Origin of the sequence: Zunongwangia endophytica, assembly GCF_030409505.1 — a bacterium.
In the GTDB taxonomy this organism is placed as follows: Bacteria; Bacteroidota; Bacteroidia; order Flavobacteriales; family Flavobacteriaceae; genus Zunongwangia; species Zunongwangia endophytica.
In genome coordinates this window covers 3,531,324-3,556,594 of the sequence record NZ_JAUFPZ010000002.1, presented here as the reverse complement: position 1 = coordinate 3,556,594, position 25,271 = coordinate 3,531,324, and the positions used below count along the sequence as shown (strand labels likewise).

Sequence of the window (25,271 nt, the reverse complement as noted above, 5' to 3'; positions counted from 1 at the left end):
CCCCCCCGGGATCAATTTAAAATCGTAAATCTGAAACAGGAACTCCAAAATAAAGTTCCAATACTTTTAATTTGAAAATATAATCATACTTAGCTCTTATCACCTCACGTTGTGCATTTTCAAAACGTAATTTAGATTGGCTAAAATCGAATGCATTTGTTAATCCAACATCGTAACGCTCTGTAGCATATTCGTTCGCTTGCTCCTGAGATTCTGCTGCAACTAATGCCGCTTCGTAAGCTTCAAAAGCACCAGTGGCATCTACGTAAGCCTGATAAACATTTGCTTCAAGATCAAGTTCTGCCTGCTCTAATTGATACTCTGCTCTGCGCACGTCTATCTTGCTTCTTTTCACCTGATTTCTAGTCGCAAATCCATTAAATACAGGAACGCTCAATTGGAATCCATAAGACATTCCGTCGTTTAACCATAACTGATCGATAAAAGGACGTGGACCTGTTACTATTGGAACCGCAGGATTATTAGACTCTGCCACTACTCGTTCTCCTGTAGATTCTACATAACCAATCTCAGTAATGGAAGTTTCTGGAGAATCATAATACTCAATTCTATTTGCTCCAGTTTCTCTGGTATTATAATTTACAAAAGCTCCCAAAGTCGGCATATAAGCTCCACGCGCAATTTCAACGTTTTGTTGAGCAATTTCTTTATTCGCTTCAGCAATTCTAATTTCAGAACGTTCTTCTTTTGCTCTTTCAATTATATCGTAAACTGAATTATCTAAAATCTCAGCTCCAAAAATATCATAATCATACTCTACAATATCAAAGTTCTCGTAATCCTTGATCAAAAGGGTTTGTGCAAGACTTATCAAAGAAATCCTGATGTTGTTCTGTGCTACAATAATTCGTTGTCTCTCATCGGCATCTGTAGCCTTAATCTCTAAAAGATCTCCCCTTGGTAAAGAACCTGCATCCACTAACTGTTGCGTTCGCTCTAATTGCTCTTGAGTAACACTATTCTGAGATTTTAACACCTCTAGATCCTGCTTTGCAAAAAGTACTTGTAAATAAGAGTTGGCAACATTTAGGGTAATATCGTCCTGCATCTGGCTAAGCGAATACTGCGCTGCAAGTTTAGATAATTTTGCGCGCTGTAATTGTTTGTAATTACGAAGTCCGTCGAACAAGTTGATGCTTGCCGTTACTCCTGCAGAAAAGTTTCTTGTGGTTTGATTCTCAAGAACCCCTGTGGTTACATTCTGAGTTAAACCTGTATTCCAGGAATTACTGGCATTTCCGTTAATAGAAGGTAAAAGATTACCAATCGCATCTTTTTTATCGATTTCTGAAGCTTCGACATCAAGCTCAGATTGCTTTACAGAGATGTTATTCTCTAATGCATATTCAACACATTCTTGTAAAGTCCATTTTTTCTCCTGTGCGTTGGTGATGAACCCAACGAAAAGTAAAATGGTTAAAAAACTAAATTTCTTCATAATTAATATTGTAATTGATATGTCTAATGAAAAGTTGAGATGTTACAAAAACTATTATTTTTTAATTTGCAGCAACATTTTGTGCAGGTTTCAATTGATTCCAAACCTTAATTTTAGCGTCTTTATCAATTCCGCTTTTTACTTCTACATGAATACCATCGCTAACGCCAAGTTGAATGTTTTTACGCTCAAATTGTTGATTTCCGGTTTCAATTTCTACATAAGGCTCTTGTGAATCGGAATCAAACTGAACCAGTGCTTCTTTTATTGAAAGTACATCTTCTGCCTTTTCAAGAATAATGGAAGCATTTGCACTAAGCCCTGCTCTGATAAAAGTAGCATCAGCTTTATCTAAAGTTCCTTTAATTTCAAACTGAATCGCACCATTTTCCTCTACTCCTTTTGGAGCAATATAGTCTAATACCGCATCGAAAGTTTTATTTTCGATCGCACCAACAGTAACTTCAAGCGGTAAACCTTCTTTTATTTTTCCAACTTCACTTTCATCTACCTTTCCTTCAAAGATCATTTTATTTACATCAGCTAAGGTTGCTAAGGTAGTTCCGTCGTTAAAATTATTAGATTCAATTACCTGATTTCCCGTTTTAACCGGCACATCTAAAACCATCCCGGTTACGGTACTTCTAATTAAAGTATTGGCTGCAACACCTATCCCACTAGTTGTTCCTGTCTTTACAATATCAAAATTTTGCTGAGCAGATTTATAATTTTGCTCTGCTCTTTGGTAAGCAACTTCAGTATTATCAAAATCATTCGCAGAGATTACGCCTTTATCAAATAAAGATTTTTGACGATCGTAAAGTTTCTTTTGATTATCTAGATTGATTTTTGCTGTCGCCACTGCATCTTTTGCACTTTGTAACGAAGTCACATTAGGAATTACTCTAATTCTCGCAATTAAGTCTCCCGCCTCAACAGATTCTCCTGCTTCAACATAAATTTCATCGATAATTCCGCTAATATTAGGTTTGATAAGAATTTCTTCCAAAGGAACTATATTTCCTGTAGCGACTGTTTTCTTAGTGATAGTTTGAGTCGATGGCTGCTCGGTTTGATAAACTATAGGATCTTCCTGACCTTTTTGAAAGTAGTAATACAGCGAACCCAAAAAGCCTATAAAAATTACGGCTAGAATAATGATGGTAACTGTTCTTTTCATTTTTGATTGTATTTATCGTTGGTTTGGTTCTATTCGGTTCTCAAAGCGTCTACCGGCTTTATTTTGATTGCGTTTTGCGCCGGAATTAATCCTGCTAATAATCCTGAAATCACTAAAATCGCCAAAGCAATTAAAACAATCCCAATATTTACTGATGGGTTAGCAAACATCATCTCTGAAGTATCCATCCCATCTAAAATTTTGTTGATGATAAAAATAATTATGGTAGAAAGTATAATCCCTACCATTCCAGAAACGATCGTTAAAAATATCGATTCTAGTAAAATTTGACCTCTAATATTCCAGGGGCTTGCACCTAAAGCTCTTCGAACTCCAATTTCATTAGTACGTTCTTTTACTACGATTAGCATAATATTACTAATACCAATGATACCAGAAAGCAACACAAGCGTACCTACGAAATAGGCAACAAATCGAAGTGCTACAAACAGTCCGTTTATTCGACTATATTCTTCGTATAAATCAAAATTACCCACTGCCCTGTCATCGTCTGGATGCAAGGTATGTCTCGTTTTAATGACATCGAAAATTCGGCTTTTAAGCTCGGTAATAGAATGATCGTCATCTGCAGTAATTGCCATCCAACCCACAACATCTCCCATATTAAAAGCTTGAGAATATGCTGAAAAAGGCACGTAAATTTCTTTTTGTTGCTCTTCTATATCTCCGCCACCGCTTCCTTTTTTCTTGTAGGTACCGATCACCATAAAGTTAACTCCGTTAATTTTGATGTAAGATCCTAAAACTTCTTCATCTAAATCGTACAAACCATCTTTTACGCCTTCACCGATAACCGCTACTTTTCTCTTTTCCTGAATATCTGAATAGTTAACAAATCTCCCGGAAGTTATATCCATTGGCTGTTGCTTAATAATTTCAGGATAATCCCCATAAACATTATAAGCACCGCTGTTAAGACCTCTAACTACATTATTAGCGCCACCAAAACCTCCTAATTGATTTCTAGGTGAAACAATTGATAAGCCCGGCACATTTTGTTTTATTGCCTCTACATCACTGGTTTTAAAATTATATTCTCTTCCCTTAGGAAGTCCTTTGTAAGATTTAGAAACAGTCCTAGACCACATAAACATTGAATTTGTTGCCATGTCACCAAATCCCTGCTTTACTCCGTTTTCTAAACCTTTACCGGCAGCCAGAAGTATTACCAGTATAAATATCCCCCATAATACACCAAAAGCGGTTAGCAATGTTCTAAACCAATTGGAGGTTAATGCCTCTATAATTTCATCCCAGCGATCTCTACTAAACATATTATTCGTCTCTTAAAGCTACAATTGGTTTTATTCGTGCTGCCCTATATGCAGGAAAAAAACCTGCTAAGGCACCCGCAACTATCAATATTACAACTGTAGATAGCGCAACGTTAAAATCAACCGTTGGGTTATACAAAAAATCTGTTTGAATTAAAGGACCGGCTAGATCTAACAAAATTAATCCTGAAATTAATCCCGTTAACCCGGCAAAGGAGGTTACAAAAATAGATTCATGAAGCACCATTCCTATAATCGAAAGTGGCTCGGCTCCCAAAGCTTTTCTTACACCAATCTCACGAGTTCGTTCTTTTACGATAATTAGCATAATGTTACTTACACCAACCACACCGGCAATGATGGTACAGATACCCACTCCCCAAAAGAACATCTTGATCATTCCCATAAGATCATAAAAACGCTTAGTATTCTCTAGCATATTGTTTACTCTTATGGCACTGTTATCATCTGGAGCTACCGTATGCTTTCCTTTTAAATAGGTTTCTACCTTATCTGTAAAACTATTCGAAGCGGCAAGAGCTTCTTCGTAAGTATCCTTAGGCTCTAATGTGAAGCTCAATAAGTCGACATCATTACCACCGCTAAAAACTTTTTGAGCTGTTTTAATGGGAACAAAAACTCGACTCTCTTCTCTTTCTCCCCGGGATCTGTGTAAACACCAACTACCTGAAATTTGATTCCTGAAATTTCTACGTATTGACCAACAACATCGTCTGAATCCTTGAAAAGATCAATCTTTACCCGATTTCCAATCACAGCAATTTTTGTAGATTCCTGAATATCTTTATGATTAAGAAAACGCCCTTGAACCATACTACTGTTTTCAAGAAACTGATAATCTGGATAGACACCCTCTACTCTATAAGAACCAGACTCTTTACCATAGGTTACCATTCCAGACCATATTCGGTAAATAGAAGAATTAAGTTCTAACTCGTCTTTATTTTCTCGCTTTGTAAATTCGTAATCTTCATTTTTCATCTGAATACTTCGCCCAGGATTTAATCCTTTGTATTCTTTGGTAGTTACCCCGGGATAAACATAAATCACGTTTGCAGCATCCGATTGAAATTCTTTTTCAATACCATGTTTCATGCCTTCTCCAATACCAAGAAGAATTACAAGAATAAATATCCCAGAAGCTACTGAAAGTCCGGTTAAAAACGTACGCAATTTATTTTTGCTTATTGTTTCGAATATTTCCTGCCAGCGCTCTAAATCAAACATTTTGCAGTGCTCTTACCTGATTAACTTTAGTATCATCGATAATTAAACCGTCTTTCAGGTTAACTATTCGCTTGGTCATTTCAGCAATATCATGCTCGTGGGTTACGATAAGGATAGTTCTTCCTTCATCGTTTATTTTCTGAATAAGATCCATTACTTCATAGGAAGTTTTGGTATCTAAAGCACCGGTAGGCTCATCTGCTAAAAGCACTTTAGGATCACTTGCTAAAGCTCTGGCGATTGCAACGCGCTGTTTTTGTCCACCAGAAAGTTGATTTGGCAAATGATGCATCCATTGGGCGAGGCCCACCTTTTCTAAGTAAGCTTCAGCTCTATCCATTCGTTCCCCACGTTTTATTCCTTGGTAATAAAGTGGAAGCGCAACATTATCTACTGCAGATTTATAATTGATAAGATTGAAGGATTGAAAAATAAATCCTAAAAATTTATTTCGGTAACGAGCGGCTATTTTTTCGTTGAGATTTTTAATTGCAACACCATCTAAAGTATACGATCCCTCGTCTGCTTCATCGAGCATCCCAAGAATGTTAAGTAACGTAGATTTACCAGATCCTGAAGAGCCCATGATAGAGACGAGTTCCCCTTCAGCAACATTAAAATTTATCCCCTTTAAGACATGGAGAGAGTTATTACCCGTTTTATAAGATTTGTGTAAATCTTTAATTTCGATCATAACATTTTGAGTGATGGTTAGAAGCAAAATGACTGCCTATAACCATAAGACTAAAATCTTCACAAAATGTTACACTAATTTTTAAAATTATTAAGAAATAAAATCAATTTTAAGACTGTTGCTTGTTTTTTTTATAAGAGCGATAAATATAATAGCCTAATCCGCCAACGAGCAAATAAGGAAAAACCATTAAATATAGGATTCCATCGTTAATCCCTTCAGCTGCATTTTGAGAAGATTCACTTTCTAATACCGCTCTACACATAGCACATTGGGCGCTAGAAATAAACGGAATAAAAAATATGATTAGAATTGAGAATATCGATTTCTTATTAGCTCTTATATTCATACTAATTGCTTTTTAATAATATGGAAACATAAAAATATAGACCAACACACCAGTTACAGCTACATAAAGCCAAATAGGAAATGTCCATCTAGCTATTTTTTTATGCTTTTCGTACTCTGCAGTTAAACCGCGGTACATCGTAAATAATACTAGCGGAATTATGATTGCTGAAAGTGCTATATGTGTTATTAAGATGAAATAATATACATACTTTAACATTCCCTCACCTTCATAATGTACGGGTTCATTACTAATTTTTGAAATCACGTAACTTACCAAGAACACAGAAGATAAAAGAAAGGCAGTGATCATTACGTTTCTATGAAATTTGAATTCTTCTATTTTCATAAAAAAATATCCCACTAAAAGCAAAACGGCGGTAGATCCATTCAGCACTGCATGGAAAAGAGGAAAAGTTCCGGATTCTGTTCCTAAAAGATTATACCTTTCTGGTAAATTCATTAAGATTAGCACCACTATCGGTATTAAAACTGATAAGGCTATGATTACCGGTATTGCTATTTTGTCTGTTTTAGTTAAAGCTTTTTTCACAACAATGTTTTGATATCTTCAATTAACATATCGATTTGAGGTTCTTCTTCACCTTCTGCAATCGATTTATTTCTCTCTACAAATCCTCTATAATAAATTAAAGGATTACCGAATTTATCTTTTCTTGAACGTATAAAACCATCTTTATCGATTAAAGCAAACATCCCAGAATGTATAAAACCGCCCTTTACGCTTGCATCTTCACCCGCATAAGTTTGGAAGCCTGCGTTGGCCAATTGATAAATCTCGTCGCGATCTCCCGTCATTAAGTGCCAGTTTGGATTACTTACTCCGTAACGATCGGCGTATTCAGCTAAAACCTCAGGGGTATCATGGCTTGGATCTATTGAGAAAGAAGCTATCCCAAATTCATCTTCGTAAGATTTTAACTCATTTTGAACTTCCACCAGATTTTCGCTCATTACAGGGCAAATCGTTGGACATGTTGTAAAGAAAAATTCAACAACATAAACTTTACCTAAGTAATCTTCATTGCTGATAGTGTCGCCGTTCTGATCGATGAATTCGAATTCAGGCGCCTTCCTTTTTTCTCCATTCAATTCAATAAAACCAACTTCAGGAGTATTTCTTGAAACCTTTTTTGTTCCTTCTTTATTCAATCGATCTGCGGTAACTACTTCCCCATCCTTAACTCTATCAATAATTTTAGGAATAAAAATTATCCCAAAAACCAAAATCACTATCGCAACTCCTATGTACGAATATTTCTTTTTCATTTAAACTACATTTGATTTTATAAAAATCTAATATTCTCGTTCTGCGTTATTCTTTTTCAAAGCCAATCTGTATTCAGCTAAAATCACCTTTACGTCATCATTCATTTTATTCGTCAATTCAGCAATATCTCTTGAATCGTAACCATAAAGATCTTCATCGTTATCATCGTCCCTGCCGCGTAAATTCCCTGCTTTATCGATAATAAATACGTAAGGAGAGTATCCATTACCAGAAAGTTGATAAGGACTATCGAAACTTTTAAATATAGTTTCAATTTCCTGAGGAGAACCGAAAACAAATTTCCATTCCTCAGCATTCGTTATACCTTCAAATTCTTCAGCAAAAGCAGCAGCGTCTTCTCTAGCACTTTCAGGAAGTATAATTACGAATTGAAAATCATCGAATCCATAATATTTTTCAAGAATTTTCTTATCCAAATTGAAGGTATTTCCTCTAAAATCTTCTAGATTATTTCCGAAGAAGGCAACAACACTTATGTGATCTTTAAGAGAAACTGTATCGCCACTGTAAGTAGATAAGTTAGAAACTTCTGTTACATTCTCGGTTAATACCGGTAATCTGGCAAAATTATTCTTGCCCGAGGCAAAAAAAAGATAGGCTATAATCGGAAGTGCAAAAAGTACTGTAAGGACAAAAAATTTCTTCATAACACCGTTTCAGGAAAGCAGTACAAAAATAAAAAGACGGTTTTACAAAACCGCCTTTTCTTAACATTTTAACTTTTGGATTTTATTAAAAATCCCAAGCTATATAACCGTTTTCATAAACTTCATAAATATAACCACCTTCGGTTAAGAGTATAAAGATTAAATATATCGCTAAAAAGATACCAGACCATACTACGGCTCTTCTTAAACCTTTAGTTTCATGCTCCATGTGCATAAATGCCCATGCGATATAGTATGCTTTGTATAACGTAAGAATAATAAATATCCAGTTTAATAGGTGCATACCTATTACCGTTGTTTCGGTTAAAAAAGGAGGTCTTAAAATACCTAATATTACCTCTACAATGGTTACTAAAGAAAGAATAGCGAAAACCTGCCAGATTCTTTTTGTACTTGATTCGTGCTGATGTGCTGTATTATCGTGTGCCATAATCTCTTCGATTCAAAAAATTAAACAAGGTAAAAGAAAGTAAATACGAATACCCAAACTAAATCTACAAAGTGCCAGTATAAACCAACTTTCTCTACCATTTCATAGCTTCCTCTTCTTTCGTAGGTTCCAACAATTACGTTGAAGAAAATAATCACATTAATGATTACTCCAGAAAGTACGTGAAAACCGTGGAATCCAGTAATAAAGAAAAAGAAATCTGCGAACAAGGGCGGGCCGTATTCGTTCTCAGTTAAATTTGCTCCTTCTACAATACCAACTGCATTATTATCTAACCAATTTTGAGATTCGTCTCTGGATAAAATTACCTTTTCTCCTTCTTCGTTAAAATCCAGCGTTCTTATGTAAAGATTATCGTTAGCTGCAAAGCCTTCTTTAATCTCCTCAAGTGTAAAATCGGAAACTGTTGATTCTCCTTCGAACCAAACACCTGTATTTTCAGCGTGCGTTATTCTTTCTCCTTCGTGTGCTACAGCTATATCTTCTAAGGCTACGCGATGACCTTCACCATCTACAAATTGGAGAATTTTACCCCCCTTAGAAGTCAACGCTCCATATTCTCCGGAAATAAAGTTGCTCCACTCCCATGCCTGAGAACCAAGGAAGATTAAACCTCCGATAATGGTTAAAAACATGTAAATAGTTACTTTCCCCTGTTTCATGTGGTGGCCAGCATCTACCGCTAATACCATAGTAACAGAAGAGAAAATAAGAATAAACGTCATTAATGCAACATAGTACATTGGTGCGTCTACTCCATGTAAAAAAGGAAAGTGATTAAAAACCTCATCGGGTATTGGCCAAGAATCTGCAAATTTGAATCTGGAAAACCCGTAAGCTGATAAAAACCCCGTGAATGTAAGTGCATCGGAAAGGATGAAGAACCACATCATCAACTTACCATAGCTGGCTCCAAGTGGTTGGTTACCACCGCCCCAAGTTTTACCTTCGGTACCTGTTCTAGCAACAGTAGCGTCCATAAGAAGAAGTCATTTAATTTTAAGTGATGCGCAAAAATACGCAATTTTATTATCTAAAGAAATATAAAAAGCAAAACAGGTAAACCCACAGTAGATCAAGGAAGTGCCAAAAAGTTGCACCTAGCTCTAATCCAAGTGTTTGCCCGTTATAGTAGCGCTGTTTAAAATGATTATAAATTAGCACCAAAAGAACAATCAAACCTCCCGCCAAGTGGGCTAAATGCGCCAAAACAAGCACATAAATAAAACTTGTGGTTATTGTACTTTCACTACCTGTAAAATAATAACCGGCTTCCACAATGCTCGCAAAACCCTGAAATTGAAACACTACAAATACTGAAGCTAAGACTAAAGTACCTATTAAAAAAGCGGTACCATTAGTTCTATTTCCTGCAATTATATTCTTTTTAGCTAAAAACATCGTGATACTACTAACCACAATAACAATCGTGCTCCATAAAAAAGATTGAGGCAACTCAAATTGCGTAAGCCAATCTGGTCTACTTTTACTTACAACGTAAGCACTAGTAAGCCCTGCAAACATCATCACCATACTAATAATCGCAAATAGAAGCATCATCTTCTTTGCGCGATTTCTTCTATCCTGTTCGCTTCCTCTTGTTAAATCCATTCTCTTATAAATTTATCCAAAACATAAACAATTTGCAATAAAGTAATATATGAAACACTAGCCAGCATTAAACGTTTTGCCGCATCTGCTGTTTTCAATTTAAAAAGCCTAACGGCGTAATAAAGCATACCTAGTCCCAGTATTAAAATGATAACTCCTGAAACTGGTGTAAGATACAATCGCCCTGTTACTCCAAAAACCGGAATTAACGAAACCAATATTGTCCAAACGCTATATAAAATTACTTGTATTGCTGTTCCTTTATCTCTTTTTCCTGTAGGAAGCATAAAAAAGCCTCCCTTTTTATAATCATCGTACAACCACCATCCAATTGCCCAGAAATGCGGAAATTGCCAAAAGAACTGGATCATAAATAATGTTCCAGATTCTATACTGAAACTGCCTGATGCTGCAACCCATCCCAACATAAATGGAATAGCCCCCGGAAATGCACCGACAAAAACAGACAATGGTGTTTTTGTTTTTAGTGGAGTATAAATACTTACATATAAGAATATACTAATACCCCCAAACATCGCTGTTTTAGGATTAATAATATATAACACCACCAATCCTAAAATTGTAAACAGGCTGGCAATGATAAATGCATTGGTAATTGACATTCTACCTGCTGGAATAGGCCTGTTTTTAGTCCTATCCATCAACGCATCCAGATCTCTCTCAATTATTTGGTTATAGGCATTAGATGCACCAACCATAAAATAACCGCCAATAGAAAGAAGAAGTACCGTTACAAAATCAACTGTCTCAGCACCTAAGAAATAGCCGGCTACCGAAGAAAAAACCACGCTAATAGCCAGACGCATTTTGGTTATTTCCTTAAAATCCGATAATATTGAAGGGGAAGTACTATGTACGCCTGCGCTGCTCAAAAACTATTCTTTATAATTGGCGCAAAGATACTCCTTAATTAGGTTTTGGCAAGGCCGTACAATTGTTAATTTTTTAGCAAGCTTAAAAGTCTAGTAATCGTAGTACCAGTTAAAAATATCTGTACGTATTCCGAGGTTAAGCCAGGTAGTAGAAATATCGAAGTTAGTTAGTGTATTCAAATCGGTATTCATATTTCTATAAATAAAACTACCGTAAAGCTTCAAATTGGTTTCAGGGTTAATAATATACCCTGCCTCTAATTGACCAAAAAAGGAAATCCCGGTATTGCCCTGCCCTATTTTCACACCATCATCAAAAGGTCTTTCTCTATAACTTCGGTAAATATTCTCTCCATACGAAAAAGGATCTTCAAAAGAATTATAATCAAAACCTCTTTTTCCGTAAATCATTTTTGCCATTCCGTACCAACGATCTTTTTTATACCTACCAATGGCAATTAGTTCTCTAAAATTCGCGCCCCATAAATGCGCCATAGATTGATTGGCATGACCGTAGTTTAAAACGGGTTTTCTATGGGAATAAGTATAAGGTCGAACCTGATTGTATTCTAACTGAAGAAAAAGGTTAGGTACGTCGAAAGCATTATAATATTTCAATCCCAATTGATAGCCAAGTTTATTTTTCCAACTCTGTTCACCTCCAAAAATATCAGAAGAAGAGAACTCATCGATAATCCACTGGCCATAGGCGTTCAACTGATTATTGATTTTATATTTTGCCGTAAGACCAATTAGAGCATTACCTCCGTTAGGACCGGTAGAGAACTCTATAGCTCTATAAAAAATTACAGGATTTAAATAATTAAGATCAAAGCCTCGATCATTATCACTTTCCCAAATTACAGACTCAAACAAACCAATATTAAGACGTTTGCTAACATTTAAACTTAAATAATGGTTTGCCATGTATTTAGTTTTAAAACTACCGTCCTCATTAACCTCTGGACGTACATCGCGTAAAGACATCCATATATTTGTGTATTTCAATTTCCAAAATTCAGTATCCAATTTTAGATAAGGAAAAGGAGAAGCAACATCGCTCATTAAAAGAGAACGATAACCATCACCGATAAAATTTTTACCATGCCCAAACTGAACATTGAAGAATTTTGAAGGACTATAAGAAACATAACCTTCAGCAACCGGATAATCGTATGCATTATCGCCAAAAGGCTTTGCAATACCTCGTGAAGGTATAATAGCAGGATCGCCGCCGTTTGGTTTAAGAGACTCTGCCCAATTATTGTAATATCCAGCAAACTGGCCTTGATTTTCATAAACTACCGCGTAGAAATTTAGATTCTTTCCTAAACCACCCTGAAAAATAGCCGCTCGAGTATTATTGTAAGTATAATCCCTACTATCGTCATTAAAATCTTTACCTAACTGAAGATCTAAAGCAAAATCGAAAGTAAACCAATAATCATCGGCTTCAAAGCGAACCATATGCTCATTCCAGATTTTACGACCCACTAATGTTTTTCGATCCTGAAATAAACGTCTTGAGTCTTCCTCTAAATCGTAATATTTGGAAACATCTTTAAATAAAAATGGTTTTGAAGCCGTATGTGTGTTTGTCCCTATCTGATTCAGTGCCGCATCGAATCTAGAATAATATTCGTGAGAAAGCGGAATATTAATATTACTATCATAGCGCGGGTTAGTGAAAATTTTAGATTTTATTGAATCGTATTCGTTAGCAGCTTTTACCAATTCGTTTTCATTCAAATCTTCTCTGTTCTGCTGAGCAATTATGGGTGCATCTACCGAAGTGATATTTTCACTTCGCACTTCTTGTATTAGATTGCTTTCCAGAGGAATATTAATAGGCAATCGAAATTGCATATAAGTAGGTTCGGCATTGTACATTGCCGGTTGAATTTGCGGCAAAAGAGAAAATACTCTTTCCACTTCCTCTTTTAAGCTTTCGTAAGCTGCATCAACATACATTACACGAAAAGTACCGGTTCTGCTAACTTCGAAAATTACCGTAATTTGTCCGTTATAGCTTTTCTCCTGTAAAGTAGAAGGCACTTGAAAACGCTCTACCACAAATTCAGTCAAAGTAGCATTAAAACAAGCTTCAGAAGAATTATAGTTTACAGTATCGCATTCTGGAAAAACGGGATAAACCTCAGCATTCTGAGAATACAAACCACAAAAAGAGAAGAATAGAATTGGAAGTAGAAGATACTTCATATCAGGATAAAAGATTTTTCGGGTCGAAAGATACGCTATTTAAAGCTATCCTGAAATAAAGAAATCCCGGATTTACCGGGATTTCTTAAAAATATTATAAAATGTAATTTTTTAATCCTGAATCTGGAAAACAATTGGTAGCGAGTAAACAACACCTACTGGCTTACCTCTTTGTTTACCTGGTTGCATTTTAGGTAGTTTATTAACTACTCTAGCTGCTTCCTGCTCTAATCTAGGGTGTGGAGCACGAGCTCTAACCTCTGTGATTTTTCCTTGCTTGTTAATCTTAAACTGCACAATTACACGAGTAATACCTGATAATCCAAGTTCTGAACCTAAATCTGTATCGAATTCTTTCACTACAAATTTCTGAACTTTTTCACTCATACAAGCTTTACGCTCATCGTTGTTTTTAAGATTTTCACAGCCTGGGAAAATTGGCACATCTTCAATTACAGAAAAAGGAACATCTGCAACTTCTTCTTCAGAAGGTGCTTCAACAACTTCTTCTACCTCTACGATGTCCTCAAGACTGGTTTCTGTAGATTCGATTTCATCTTCTTCTACTTCTTCCTCGTCTTCCACAACTTCGATTACCTCTGGCGCCGGTGGTGGTGGCGGTGGTGGTGGAGGCGTGTTTTGCATTTGAGTAATTGGAATTTCTTCGTCTTCTAATTGATCCATCTGCACCATTCCGGTATCGATATCAGACTTTTCATAAGTCTTCCATTCGATAGCCTGCCAGGTTACAAAAAGAACCAATATTAGACCTAATTGAAGAAACAATACGCTTCTTCTGGACAAATCTGCTTTAGGATTTTTCTTAGGTTCCATAATGGTTATTGATTAATAAGGTTTGCTAAAATAAATATTTTTTCCAAAAAATTAAACAAATATCAGTTTTTAACCTTTTTGAGTGGTCGCTCAAAAGCTAAAAAAAGAAATGATGCTATTAAAACACCGGTTGAATTTGCGACAACATCCCACCAGTCTGCTTGTCTGTAGCTAGTGAGCGTCCCTTGTAAGACCTCAATTAACATACCAAAGAAAATACAAGCTAAACTTATTTTTACTATTGTCGACTTATATGATGTTTCTGTATTGGATTTCAGAAAAAAAGCCAAATTCCAAAATACAAATAACATTAAATAGGCAGATGCATGCAGCATCTTATCGGTTACACTAAACCCTCCTACTTCAAATTCTGGTGTAATTTTATACAACGAGAAAAAAAGCAGCGTTGCCGTGTATCCTCCTGCCAAAAAAAAGGCAAGTTTAACCACCGATAATTTCTTTATATTCTTCTGCAGTAAGAAGATCTTCCAGTTCAGAAATTTCAGAAAACTTAATTTTGATCATCCAACCATCTGTATAGGGATCGTTATTCACTTTTTCCGGCTCATCTTCAAGACTGTCGTTAAATTCAACAATCTCACCTGTTAAGGGCAAATACAGATCTGAAACTGTTTTTACAGCCTCTACGGTACCAAATACATCTTCGCGGTCTAAAGATTCGTCTACAGATTCTACCTCAACGTAAACAATATCTCCCAACTCTCCCTGTGCAAAATCTGTGATACCTACAGTTGCAATGTCACCGTCGATTTTAACCCACTCGTGGTCTCTGGTGTACTTTAAATCCTCTGGAATATTCATAGTTATGTTTTATATAGCGACAAAGTTAATTTTTTCGGGTAATTGTTCAAATAGGCGAACACTAATTTCCGAAATTATATCGTAATGTTATCCCCGATCGTATTGTAGTTTGCGGAAAAGCCGTCGAAACTGCATATTCAGAGAATGTATGCTCGTAATAAAATAAAGCCGTTAGATTCTTTGTAATCGCATAATCAGTCACAAAATTGATCGACCAGATATCCTGCCCGGCAATTACCTGATTATTCGATAAATCTAAATACCGCACAATAGTTTTATTTCTTCTATAAGAAACGTCTGCTTTAAAATTCAAATCACTACTTAACACCCGGCGGCGACCACCAAGTGCAGTAACAATTTTCATATCTTTTAAGCGATATCCCATTCCTAAGGTATATTGATTTCCTGTAATCTCTGTTAGGATATTATTATCAAAACTTAAGGAAAGCTGCCTGTCTTTTTCCAATCTTCCTAAAAATTGTACATTATTACTAGTTTCCAGATCGACCTGCAACAAAGGAGTGAATAATTCTGAAAGTACAATATTTGAAAATAGCGTTCTGTTTTTAAAATCTCCCGCCTGGTTCGGTTCAAAAGGATTTTCTTCGTCGTAATCCAGATTGGTTTGAAATTGATTGATGGTATAATTAGATTTATACCCATGACTAAGTGAAAATCGTCTAAAATTTCTTTTAAACCACTCTAAACGCATTAACCCGGTATACTTTAGATTCCAGTTAGGTAATGGCACATCTCTAAAAGCACCAAGCTTTACATTCTCTGCGGAAGTTCCTGAATATGCCGAAATAAAAGCAGGTAACAATACTGCCTGATTGGTTTTTCCTAGGCCTACAGGGTAACCCGATTCATCCACATTATTAGGATCTAAACCTTTTTCTACGGCTAGCCTTCTTGCTACTTCTAATCGATTTTCTCTAAATTTCTGAAACGTTTCTGAAGATTGCTCATCGCTTTGTTTAAAAGACGTTTTTATTAAAATAGTAGAAATATTGAAGTTACCAAAAGTGTATGGCGTCAAAGATTGATATTCTAAACTTTGTGGATCTACTTGAAAATTTTCAGAATAGGTCTCAGAATACAGTTTCTTTCCTGTGATGTCTATAGTAAGATCTGGCAGCAGATCTATTGATGCCTGTGCGCTTAATTCTTCATTTTCTATGGTAGTAAATTGTTGATTAAAATTTTGATACAAAGTTAACCAACCTCGTCTTGCAGCTTCGTATCGAATTTCATCCTGCATCCCAAAGGTAAATCCTGCGGAAGGTTTTAAAGAACCCATAAAACCGATGCTGCGTGTGTAACCAGGCAAGAACGTCCCTTGATTGTTTCTGTAATTTACCTGAAGTCGTTTTACTGCAGTAACTACATCAATTATAGTATTTACCATTTTGTTACCTGAAGTATTATTGCTGGCATGCGCTGGTTTTTCATTAGCACCTGGCGGCTGAAGTGTAGGCACTCCCAGGCTACGCTCAGCGATAGAAGTTCCTTTTTTAGCATCTCTTTTATGAAGCCCTACATAGTTATAAAGTTTCTGCAAATCCATATTTGCAGTTATTTGATGCGAATTTGAATTCTGAACAGAATTACCAATATCTGGAACACCTTCCAAATTCTGTAAAATACGTGATCCTCTTTGCCACTGGAAGTCTCCGGTATACGAATAAGATGCTTTTAAAAATTCAAAAACCGGTATTTTATTAAGCGGAACCTCATAATTAAGTTGAAGCGTTTGATAGTGAAAATTAGGCTCTCCTACATTAAAATAGTCATCCCAAATTCCGATGGTATTATCTGCATTCCCTTCTTCATCGATATAATTTCTTACAATCCTGTTATTAGACGCATTAAAACTAAAATTTAAAGCATCTGTAAGATTATAATTGATTCCATATTCCCAATCAAAAAGGTAATTTCTTTGATAAAGCGTAGGGATCCCAATATCATCATCGCTTAATTCTAAAGATCTAAACTGTTGCTGCGTATATTGCCTAAGATAATTGGCACTGGCATTAATATTCGTTGGTAAAAGATTTAAATTGAAATCCTTTATCAAAGAGAAATAGTCACTACTATCTAAAGCAGTAATATTTTTGAAAGGCTCTACTTTTTTAGGCGCAAAATTGAATTGATAAGTAGCCCCCGTTCTTACATTTTGATCTAAAGACTCTTCAATTTCAAAATCACGATAATCAACTTGATTATAAGAACCTGAAAAAGCAAAATTCTCGACATCGTAAGGCTTTGGCTTCGATTCTCCGGTACGTTCTTTCCTTAAACCAATAAGATTAACACTCTCACGCTTAGTATAGGTTTGTGATTGTTTTTTAACACGATCTCTTTCTTCAGAATTAGTTATCGCTGCAAGCCGATTATCCAATTCGATATCTAAAAATTCCTGGTCGTACTTTGGCGTAATTAGTTCTTCTCCTCTACTATAGTTTACCGGAATTTTCAGTCCCCATTTTTGCGGAAGCAATTGCCCCATATTAAGATTAGTCACAAAATCGTATTGCTCTGCATCTTCCCTGCTTCGCTGATTAGGACCTTGATCTAAAGTTCCAAAACCAACAGTACTTTTCCTACCGGTTGCAGAAAAGGTCGCAAAATCGGCCAAATTCGTATCGATATTTAAAACTCCTGCCCATCCGCCTTCGTTATCTAAATCTGAAAGTCTTAATTCATTAAACCAAACTTCACCACAAATATCCTGCAAACTTTTGCGGTCCGTTCCGTTTTTAACTCCAAGCATAATCAATCTAACATTCCCAAAACTTGGATTCCCTTTTACTCCAATTCTTAATCTTCCGGCTTCGTAAGCATCTTCAGGATTTCTAGGCTCTAAATTTTCATCAAAGAAATTAAGACGAGTAGTATTATAAGCCGGATCTCCCAAAACTGCAGTTTTTACTTGTTGCAGCAATTCAAGCGGAAGATTCAAGCGGTTTAATTCTGGCCATATTTCTGATGGACTTACACTACCTGCCTGAGTGATGGATAGCGGAATTTCAATTTGATAGAAGTTATCTGTAAAATCGGTTCCTATTCTTAAAAATGCAACCAACTCGCCGTCATTAGGCGATGTTTGTCCCTGTAAAGCTTCAGCATGCAAGAACATTTCTAAATTTTTATACTGGCGCATATCAATCTGGAAGTTTTTGTAAACAGCACGAGCATCCTGAGGCTGTAATCCACAAACACGCATCGAAAGCGACTGTTCATTTTGCCTAATATTGGTGTTATTTTGATACAATTCTTCTCTTACTACTCCCGGAGGCAAAACATAAGGAATTGGTTCTCTATTTTCGTTTTCTTCAATATTTACCGCGGTCACTTCAAAAAGTGCGTTAGAATCCTGAGGCAGATTACTTTCTTCATCCAAACTTCCGTTGTAACGACGATAGTCACCACGTACTAATTCCATCGTTCCAAACCTCAGCAAGGTCGGCTTTTCAAATTCAGTAAGAAACATTCTCATAAATCGAATAGAACGATAATCTGAAATACCTCCAACTGCATCGGTAGGCTCGTAAATTGGCACTTTAAACTGCACCCATCTTACCTGTTGGGTTTGCCCGTTTCTTAGTGTAACACTTAAGTCTTTGGTATCAGAAACGTATTCGTTATTCTCGCTATTCATTCCGCTAAAAAATGGAACTTCATATTGAAAATAACTGTCAATCGTATTCATGGTATTATCACGATTAACATCCTCGGTAGTTGGTAAAGTAGTATTACCACGATCGTTTGCTCCAGAATTTTCTGGAGAGTTCCCATCTACACCGTTATAATTCCTATAGCGTTCTTTAATACCACCATCCACGCTTAAAAAATATTCGTAATTATCTGCTGAAGGATCTGGAAGATTCCCAAAATCGGGGAATTTCAGAGCTTCCTGAGCATCATCTAAACCATCATATCCAACATCTTGATTCACTCGTGCTTCGCCTTCTGAACTGAAAGCATAAACCAGTGATTGATCTGCTGGAACTTTACCAAAGGCAGTTTCTATAGTATTTAGATCTGATCCATCTACCGGCAATCCATTTTCATACTGCTTTCTACCATCCTTTAAAACATCCTCGCTAATATTACCAAGATTGAAAACAATTTTACCGTCATTATTCACATTATCAGGATTGTCTTGATATAAAAACGGATCCATCACCCAAAACTGAATATACTCTACGTTAGATTGCTCAAAGTTTGTAGTATTTATTCCGCGCATCATTCCACCAAAATTATCTGCGGGATTAGGGATGGTATTCCCACCGGCAGCGGCTGGATTGTAATTGTAAGGACCTCGTTCTTGCGGATCATAAGCCACATCCATGGTATAAATAATCTGTGCCTGCCCTTGGATTACATCAGTATTAGGGAAAATTTCGTCTACAGTAACTCGCCGAGTTTCGTAACTACTAAGATCGGCATCGGTAATTCCGTCTGGGCGCTGGCTACTGTAAAAAATAGGATCGATAGTATACCAGGCTAATTTTCCTCTACGATCACCAACGCTTAGGTCACCATTTGCTAATTCTCCACCAAAACCAATAGGCACACTAGAAAGTTCCCAGCTAAGTGGAGTACTAATATCTATTGAAGTTTGAGCCGCTTCAAAATCGTCTATATAGGTTGTTGCTTTTCCATCGAAATCATTAACCGCCGGTGATCCCGGAAGCAAATACGCAAATTCCCCTCTTACCGATACATTCGATTTTACATCGGTATCGATATTGGGCAATTTATTCACCAATCTTGTTAAGAATGGGACTTCTTTAGTATAATTAAAATTGAAACCTAAAATAGTATTGTTGATAGGCTCGTAGCTATAATTTGCCTTTTGCGTTAATGGTCGCTCTCTAAGATTTAAAAACGTCCCGGCAAATATCAAATCTTCACTAAACTGATGTTCTACATTTATACCGGTAAATCTTTTAGACTGCTGTCCAAACAAAGCGTTACTTTCTGTATTTACCTGAATTGGTGTATCTGAAGCCAAAAGTGCTTCATCCAAAATCTGCACTCTTCCTAAATCGTAATTCACTACATAATCTACACCTTCCTGTAACAATCTTCCGCCGGCGGTAACGGTAACCGAACCTTGCGGAACATTGTAACCAATAGGAATACCTTCAAAATTAGCCGATTTGTAGCGTCCTTTTAACTGAAATTTATTTTTATCGGCATCTTCCTGTTCTGCCTGCGTTTTAGTGGTTCGATAAAGCGACCTGAAAACATATTTTTCCTGATTCCCATTCCAGGTGGAAGGTTCTGAATAAATTTCCTGACTGTTATTTGGCGTGTTATCTAACTTTTCGAATAAATATTCTCCAAAAGGTTCTACCGAAGTGAAAATTACCAATCCATTTTGCACGTCGATAGTAAAACCGGGCACAAAATCAAAGAAACCATCTCCACCATTTATTGGATCATTGTTGGTATTCAGATTATCTAGATTGAAAACACGTAAAAGCGGTGTTTCTACGACATCTTCCGGTAGTGGATTCGAAGAATTCGCTGCCTGTTTAATATAATTTAAAGGCTGAGGATCGGTATACAATATATTCAGTCTGAAATCTGAAGGATCCAAATCATAAGCCCCCAGGCTATAAATATTTTTCATCATCAAATCCCAAACCGGCTCGTTTACATTTGTGATGGTACTTTTCAGCATTTTAACCACTAAATTCTGACTTATTCTGGCTTCAGACTGTCCTTGTTGTTGCGATTCGTCGCCCGTAGCATTTACACCATCATTCGCAAATTCACCAACTTGGAATACCTGCCCGTTTACGGTATACTGAAATGCTACCGCTAAAACCTCATCATTATTCAGACGTTGATTAAGAGTGATATATCCTAAATCCTGATTCAATTTATACTCGCTAGGATTTAGCTGGCGCGCATTTTCTAATTTCACATAATCTATGCCTTCGGAAACCTGAACGTTTCCAAAACCACTCTCGACAGTTGAAATATCACGAATAGCTGAATTTAATACCGATTGCGCACCTCCATTTATTCCGAAGGGATTAAAATCGTTGTTATCGTTATCGGGATAAGCACCAGCAGGCTGATTAAAGAAACCTGAAGGAACCACGTTTAATCCTATATTCCCATCTATCGGACTTTCACCAATATCCTGAATAGCAACCACATTTCTGGTATCGGTAAGATTCTGTACATTATTGGTTCTATTGGTAATCCAAACCTGAATTCTTTTAATCTGAATTCCGCTACCTACAAATGGATAATTTTCAACTGAATTATTATAATTATCTCTAAAATAATGCGCTAAGAAAAAGTGTCGATTTTCGTCATAATCTAGGGCAAATTTCTCATAATCCTCTACCGCGGCACCGCCTTCAACATTAACGGTTCTTCTTTCTGAATTTTGTTCTGAAAAAACACCGGTAATTCTGGTTTTACCAAACTGAAGTTGTGTTTTAAAACCGAATAAACTTTGCGCTCCCTGAATTAGAGTGTTATTCAGTGGCATGTTTACGTTACCTACTTCAATCTTCTGAATTATATCATCTTCGCTGGGCGTGTAATCCAGTTTTAATTGATTCTGAAAATCAAAAGTAGATTCGGTATCATAATTGGCAACAATTCCCAATCGAGTACCTACCTGCCCCAATAGCGACAACTGAATTCTCTGATCAAAATCGAAAGTAAAATTAGATCTGTTTCTTGGCGAAAAGGCCGGATTGTCTTGTTTTGTGTATAAAGCACCAAGATCTACGGCAACCGAACCTTGCGGAGCAATATCAATATTTGTACCTCCAAAAATGCTTTGGAAGAAATCTGAATTCACATAAAAATCTGGTAATAAATCCTGCTGCAAAGCATCAATATTATCACTTCTACCAGATAACGCCTGATTTTTAAGCCTGAAATACTGCTGCATTTCTTCTTTAATAATCAGCTCTTCATATTCTTTTGGAGAAAGAACCAAAGGCAAACCAATATTCGTTTCTCCCAGACTTTTTTTATAGAAATATAAATCTAATGCAGGATCATACTCATACTTAGATTGTATAGCGCCGGGATCGGGCATAGAAATAGTACCAAACGAAAAAGTTTGAGTGGTATCCTGCTGCGTTTCTTCCTCTTCTTCCTGCTGTGCCGATAAATTAGAAGTAATTAAAAGCAACAGTACTAGCAGCGAAGGAAAACGCATCGATGTGAAAAACCTTAGGTAATTGTTTCTCAATGTCTCTACAAGTTTTTTAATGCTAATTTAATCAGAGTTTCTACCGTTGGATCTTCTTGCTCTTTAATTAGCTTATTTAGAACCTTATCTGCCTGTTTACGAGCATAACCCAAAGTCTCTAAAGCAGATAACGCTTCTTCTTTATTTGTATTGCTTTGCTCTACAAAAACCTCATCAATACCAAATATTTTAACAATCTTATCTTTTAGGTCTAAAATTACTCGTTGTGCTGTTTTGGCACCTATCCCTTTTATACTCTGGATAGTTGCAACGTCACCAGATGCTATAGCATCTCTAATCTGCACAGGCTCTAAAGACGAAAGCATAGAACGAGCAGTATTAGCCCCTATACCACTTACGGAAATTAGAAGCCTAAAGATTTCTCTTTCAGATTTTTCCTGAAAGCCAAATAAGGTATGCGAATCCTCTTTCACCTGTAAATGAGTGAAAAGGGAAATATTCTCTTCGTCTTGAATTTTAGAAAAAGTATGTAGCGAGATATGGACAAAATAACCAACGCCATTACAATCTACGACAACATGGGTAGGATTCTTCTCTACCAGTTTGCCCTTTAAGTGATGAATCATACGGTAACCGAAAGTTAAAGCCGCAAATGTACTAAAATAAAATAAGGGGAAAAACGCAAGTCTTTCCCCTTAAATCATCTTTGTGTTAAAACTATTTTTTAGCCTTTTCTGCTTTTTCTTTTTCCTGTGCATCAACCACAGCTACAGCAGCCATATTCACCATTTCTTCTACACTAGCACCTAGCTGAAGGACGTGAACCGGTTTTTTCATTCCCATCATTATCGGCCCAATAGAATCGGTATTATTAAGTTCCTTAATAAGTTTATACGCACTATTTGCTGAATCCAGGTTTGGATAAATTAGCGTATTTACTTTTTTACCCGCTAATTTTGAAAACGGAAATTTACTCTGAAGCATTTCTCTGTTCAATGCAAAATCTGATTGAAGTTCTCCATCTACCAATAAATCTGGATGGTAACGATGTAGGTAAGATACTGCATCTTTCACCTTTCTTGCTTGTGGATGATCTGAAGATCCAAAATTAGCATAAGACAACATCGCCATTACCGGCTCCATCCCAAATAACTTCACCGTTCTTGCGGTTAATTGCGCAATCTTAGCTAGATCTTTAGCTGAAGGATCTATATTTATAGAGGTGTCACTAATAAAAACAGGACCTCTACTGGTATTCATAACGTTAGTTGCTGCAACTCTAGAAACGCCTTTCGCCATTCCTATTAACTGAAGCATTGGTTTTACAACCGTTGGATAAGCTCTAGAATATCCTGAAAGTAAAGCATCGGCATCGCCTACATTCACCATCATTGCAGCGAAATAATTACGCTCGCGCATTAATCGTTGCGCATCATAAAGCGTTACCCCTTTTCTATTTCTAGTATCAAAATAAGCTTCAGCATATCTTTGAAGTTTATCTTTTTCTTCATCAGATTTTGGATCGATGATTTCTACATCAGCATCAAAATCAATCTCCTGCATTAGTTCGTTAATCACTTCTCTACGACCAAGAAGAATAGGAGTCGCAATCCCTTCATCGTGAACTATCTGAGCTGCTTTTAATACATCTAAATGATCAGCTTCAGCAAAAATTACGCGCTTAGGATTTGTCTTTGCACGCTGCATTAGTAAACGGGTGATCTTATTATCACTTCCCATTCTCTCTAGCAGCTCATCTTCATACTTTTGCCAATCTGTAATATCCTGTCTTGCAACACCACTATCCATGGCTGCCTGCGCTACCGCCGGCGGCACTTTAGCAATCAGTCTCGGATCAAATGGCTTTGGAATTATATACTCTGGACCAAAGTTTAAACGGGTTTCGCCATAAGCAATATTCACCTGTTCTGGCACCGGTTCTTTAGCTAATTCAGCTAAAGCTTTTACGGCAGCCATTTTCATTTCCTCGTTAATTTTCGTCGCTCTAACATCTAAAGCACCACGGAAAATAAATGGAAATCCTAATACATTATTTACCTGATTAGGATGATCACTACGACCAGTGGCCATAATTACATCTTTACGAGTATCCATGGCTAGTTGATAATCGATTTCGGGATTAGGATTCGCCATAGCAAAAACAATAGGTCGTTTTGCCATACTTTCTAACATTTCTGGAGATAAAATATCTGCAATAGAAAGCCCTATAAATACATCAGCTCCCTTCATCGCATCATCTAATGTATTTAAATCACGCTCTGTAGCAAATTCTAATTTCTCTTCTGAAAGGTTAGGGCGATCTTTTCTAATCACTCCTTTACTATCTAGCATCACTATATTCTCGGGCTTAGCTCCAAGAAGTTTATATAACTTCGTACAAGAGACTGCCGCTGCACCAGCTCCGCTCACTACGATTTTCACTTTCGACATTTTTTTCTTGGCAAGTTCAACCGCATTTAAAAGTGCAGCCGCAGAAATGATCGCAGTACCGTGTTGATCGTCGTGCATTACAGGAATATCTAATTCCTCTTTTAATCTTTTTTCAATTTCAAAAGCTTCCGGAGCTTTGATATCTTCAAGATTAATTCCGCCAAAAGTAGGCGCTATATTTTTAACGGTTTCGATAAAAGCATCTACATTTTTAGTATCCACTTCAATATCAAAAACATCGATATCTGCGAAGATTTTAAAAAGCAAACCTTTTCCTTCCATTACCGGTTTAGAAGCTTCAGGCCCTATATCGCCAAGACCTAAAACTGCTGTACCGTTACTAATTACAGCAACTAGATTTCCTTTGGTCGTGTATTTATATGCGTTTTCTTTATCTTTTTCGATTTCTAGACAAGGTTCTGCCACCCCAGGCGAATAAGCTAATGAAAGATCGCGCTGTGAAGCATATTTTTTTGTCGGGACAACCTCAATTTTCCCTGGTTTAGGTTTAGCATGATAAACTAATGCTTCCCTTCTTTTTCTGGAATTGTTGCTCATAACTTTTGGTTTTAGCTATTTACAAAGTT

19 protein-coding genes and 1 pseudogene are annotated in these 25,271 nt (G+C 36.5%); all 20 read right to left on the bottom strand.

Annotation, left to right across the window (positions count from 1 at the left end):
- Positions 1–16 precede the first annotated feature (16 nt).
- The 20 genes and pseudogenes from QWY91_RS15550 to QWY91_RS15455 all read right to left on the bottom strand — a co-directional run bounded on the left by QWY91_RS15550 (position 17) and on the right by QWY91_RS15455 (position 25,242).
- Complete coding sequence (locus tag QWY91_RS15550) at positions 17–1,459, bottom strand: TolC family protein (RefSeq protein WP_290236421.1); 1,443 nt, start codon at positions 1,457–1,459, stop codon at positions 17–19.
- Between the two features lie 61 nt (positions 1,460–1,520).
- On the bottom strand, positions 1,521–2,639 hold the full coding sequence (locus QWY91_RS15545; RefSeq protein WP_290236420.1) for an efflux RND transporter periplasmic adaptor subunit: 1,119 nt from the start codon (positions 2,637–2,639) through the stop codon (positions 1,521–1,523).
- A gap of 29 nt (positions 2,640–2,668) precedes the next feature.
- The gene (locus QWY91_RS15540; RefSeq protein ID WP_290236419.1) at positions 2,669–3,934 is read right to left on the bottom strand and encodes an ABC transporter permease; all 1,266 of its coding nucleotides are present in this window, start codon (positions 3,932–3,934) and stop codon (positions 2,669–2,671) included.
- 1 nt (position 3,935) lies between these two features.
- Positions 3,936–5,182, bottom strand: a pseudogene (locus tag QWY91_RS15535) (ABC transporter permease).
- A complete protein-coding gene (locus QWY91_RS15530; protein ID WP_270062543.1) occupies positions 5,175–5,876 on the bottom strand; it encodes an ABC transporter ATP-binding protein in 702 nt (233 codons plus the stop codon). The pseudogene QWY91_RS15535 and the gene QWY91_RS15530 overlap by 8 nt, the downstream one beginning before the upstream one ends.
- 109 nt (positions 5,877–5,985) lie before the next feature.
- Positions 5,986–6,225: a hypothetical protein gene (locus QWY91_RS15525; RefSeq protein ID WP_290236418.1), complete on the bottom strand. Its 240-nt coding sequence runs from the start codon at positions 6,223–6,225 to the stop codon at positions 5,986–5,988.
- Positions 6,226–6,237: 12 nt separating this feature from the next.
- Positions 6,238–6,777 carry a DUF420 domain-containing protein gene (locus tag QWY91_RS15520; protein WP_290236417.1) on the bottom strand — a complete coding sequence of 180 codons (540 nt, stop codon included), beginning with the start codon at positions 6,775–6,777 and terminating at the stop codon, positions 6,238–6,240.
- Positions 6,774–7,514, bottom strand: a complete 741-nt coding sequence (locus QWY91_RS15515; RefSeq protein WP_290236416.1) for an SCO family protein — start codon at positions 7,512–7,514, stop codon at positions 6,774–6,776. Before QWY91_RS15515 ends, QWY91_RS15520 begins: the two co-directional genes overlap by 4 nt.
- A gap of 27 nt (positions 7,515–7,541) precedes the next feature.
- On the bottom strand, positions 7,542–8,183 hold the full coding sequence (locus QWY91_RS15510; RefSeq protein ID WP_290236415.1) for a hypothetical protein: 642 nt from the start codon (positions 8,181–8,183) through the stop codon (positions 7,542–7,544).
- A gap of 85 nt (positions 8,184–8,268) precedes the next feature.
- On the bottom strand, positions 8,269–8,634 hold the full coding sequence (locus QWY91_RS15505) for a cytochrome C oxidase subunit IV family protein (protein ID WP_290236414.1): 366 nt from the start codon (positions 8,632–8,634) through the stop codon (positions 8,269–8,271).
- 20 nt (positions 8,635–8,654) lie between these two features.
- A complete protein-coding gene (locus QWY91_RS15500; RefSeq protein ID WP_290236413.1) occupies positions 8,655–9,635 on the bottom strand; it encodes a cytochrome c oxidase subunit 3 in 981 nt (326 codons plus the stop codon).
- Between the two features lie 49 nt (positions 9,636–9,684).
- Complete coding sequence (locus tag QWY91_RS15495) at positions 9,685–10,266, bottom strand: cytochrome c oxidase subunit 3 (RefSeq protein ID WP_290236412.1); 582 nt, start codon at positions 10,264–10,266, stop codon at positions 9,685–9,687.
- Positions 10,257–11,159: a heme o synthase gene (gene cyoE, locus QWY91_RS15490; protein WP_290236411.1), complete on the bottom strand. Its 903-nt coding sequence runs from the start codon at positions 11,157–11,159 to the stop codon at positions 10,257–10,259. The genes QWY91_RS15495 and cyoE overlap by 10 nt, the downstream gene beginning before the upstream one ends.
- Before the next feature lie 90 nt (positions 11,160–11,249).
- On the bottom strand, positions 11,250–13,379 hold the full coding sequence (locus QWY91_RS15485; RefSeq protein WP_290236410.1) for a gliding motility protein RemB: 2,130 nt from the start codon (positions 13,377–13,379) through the stop codon (positions 11,250–11,252).
- Positions 13,380–13,490: 111 nt separating this feature from the next.
- Positions 13,491–14,213, bottom strand: coding sequence for an energy transducer TonB (locus tag QWY91_RS15480; protein WP_290236409.1), 723 nt, complete (start codon positions 14,211–14,213; stop codon positions 13,491–13,493).
- Between the two features lie 62 nt (positions 14,214–14,275).
- The gene (locus QWY91_RS15475) at positions 14,276–14,641 is read right to left on the bottom strand and encodes a VanZ family protein (protein ID WP_290236408.1); all 366 of its coding nucleotides are present in this window, start codon (positions 14,639–14,641) and stop codon (positions 14,276–14,278) included.
- A gap of 13 nt (positions 14,642–14,654) precedes the next feature.
- Positions 14,655–15,035 carry a glycine cleavage system protein GcvH gene (gcvH, locus tag QWY91_RS15470; protein WP_290236407.1) on the bottom strand — a complete coding sequence of 127 codons (381 nt, stop codon included), beginning with the start codon at positions 15,033–15,035 and terminating at the stop codon, positions 14,655–14,657.
- Positions 15,036–15,096: 61 nt separating this feature from the next.
- Complete coding sequence (sov, locus tag QWY91_RS15465) at positions 15,097–22,239, bottom strand: T9SS outer membrane translocon Sov/SprA (RefSeq protein ID WP_290237112.1); 7,143 nt, start codon at positions 22,237–22,239, stop codon at positions 15,097–15,099.
- A gap of 38 nt (positions 22,240–22,277) precedes the next feature.
- Positions 22,278–22,859 (bottom strand): Holliday junction branch migration protein RuvA, encoded by a 582-nt coding sequence (ruvA, locus tag QWY91_RS15460; RefSeq protein WP_290236406.1) that lies wholly within the window; start codon positions 22,857–22,859, stop codon positions 22,278–22,280.
- A gap of 91 nt (positions 22,860–22,950) precedes the next feature.
- Positions 22,951–25,242 (bottom strand): NADP-dependent malic enzyme, encoded by a 2,292-nt coding sequence (locus QWY91_RS15455; RefSeq protein ID WP_290236405.1) that lies wholly within the window; start codon positions 25,240–25,242, stop codon positions 22,951–22,953.
- Positions 25,243–25,271: the final 29 nt, after the last annotated feature.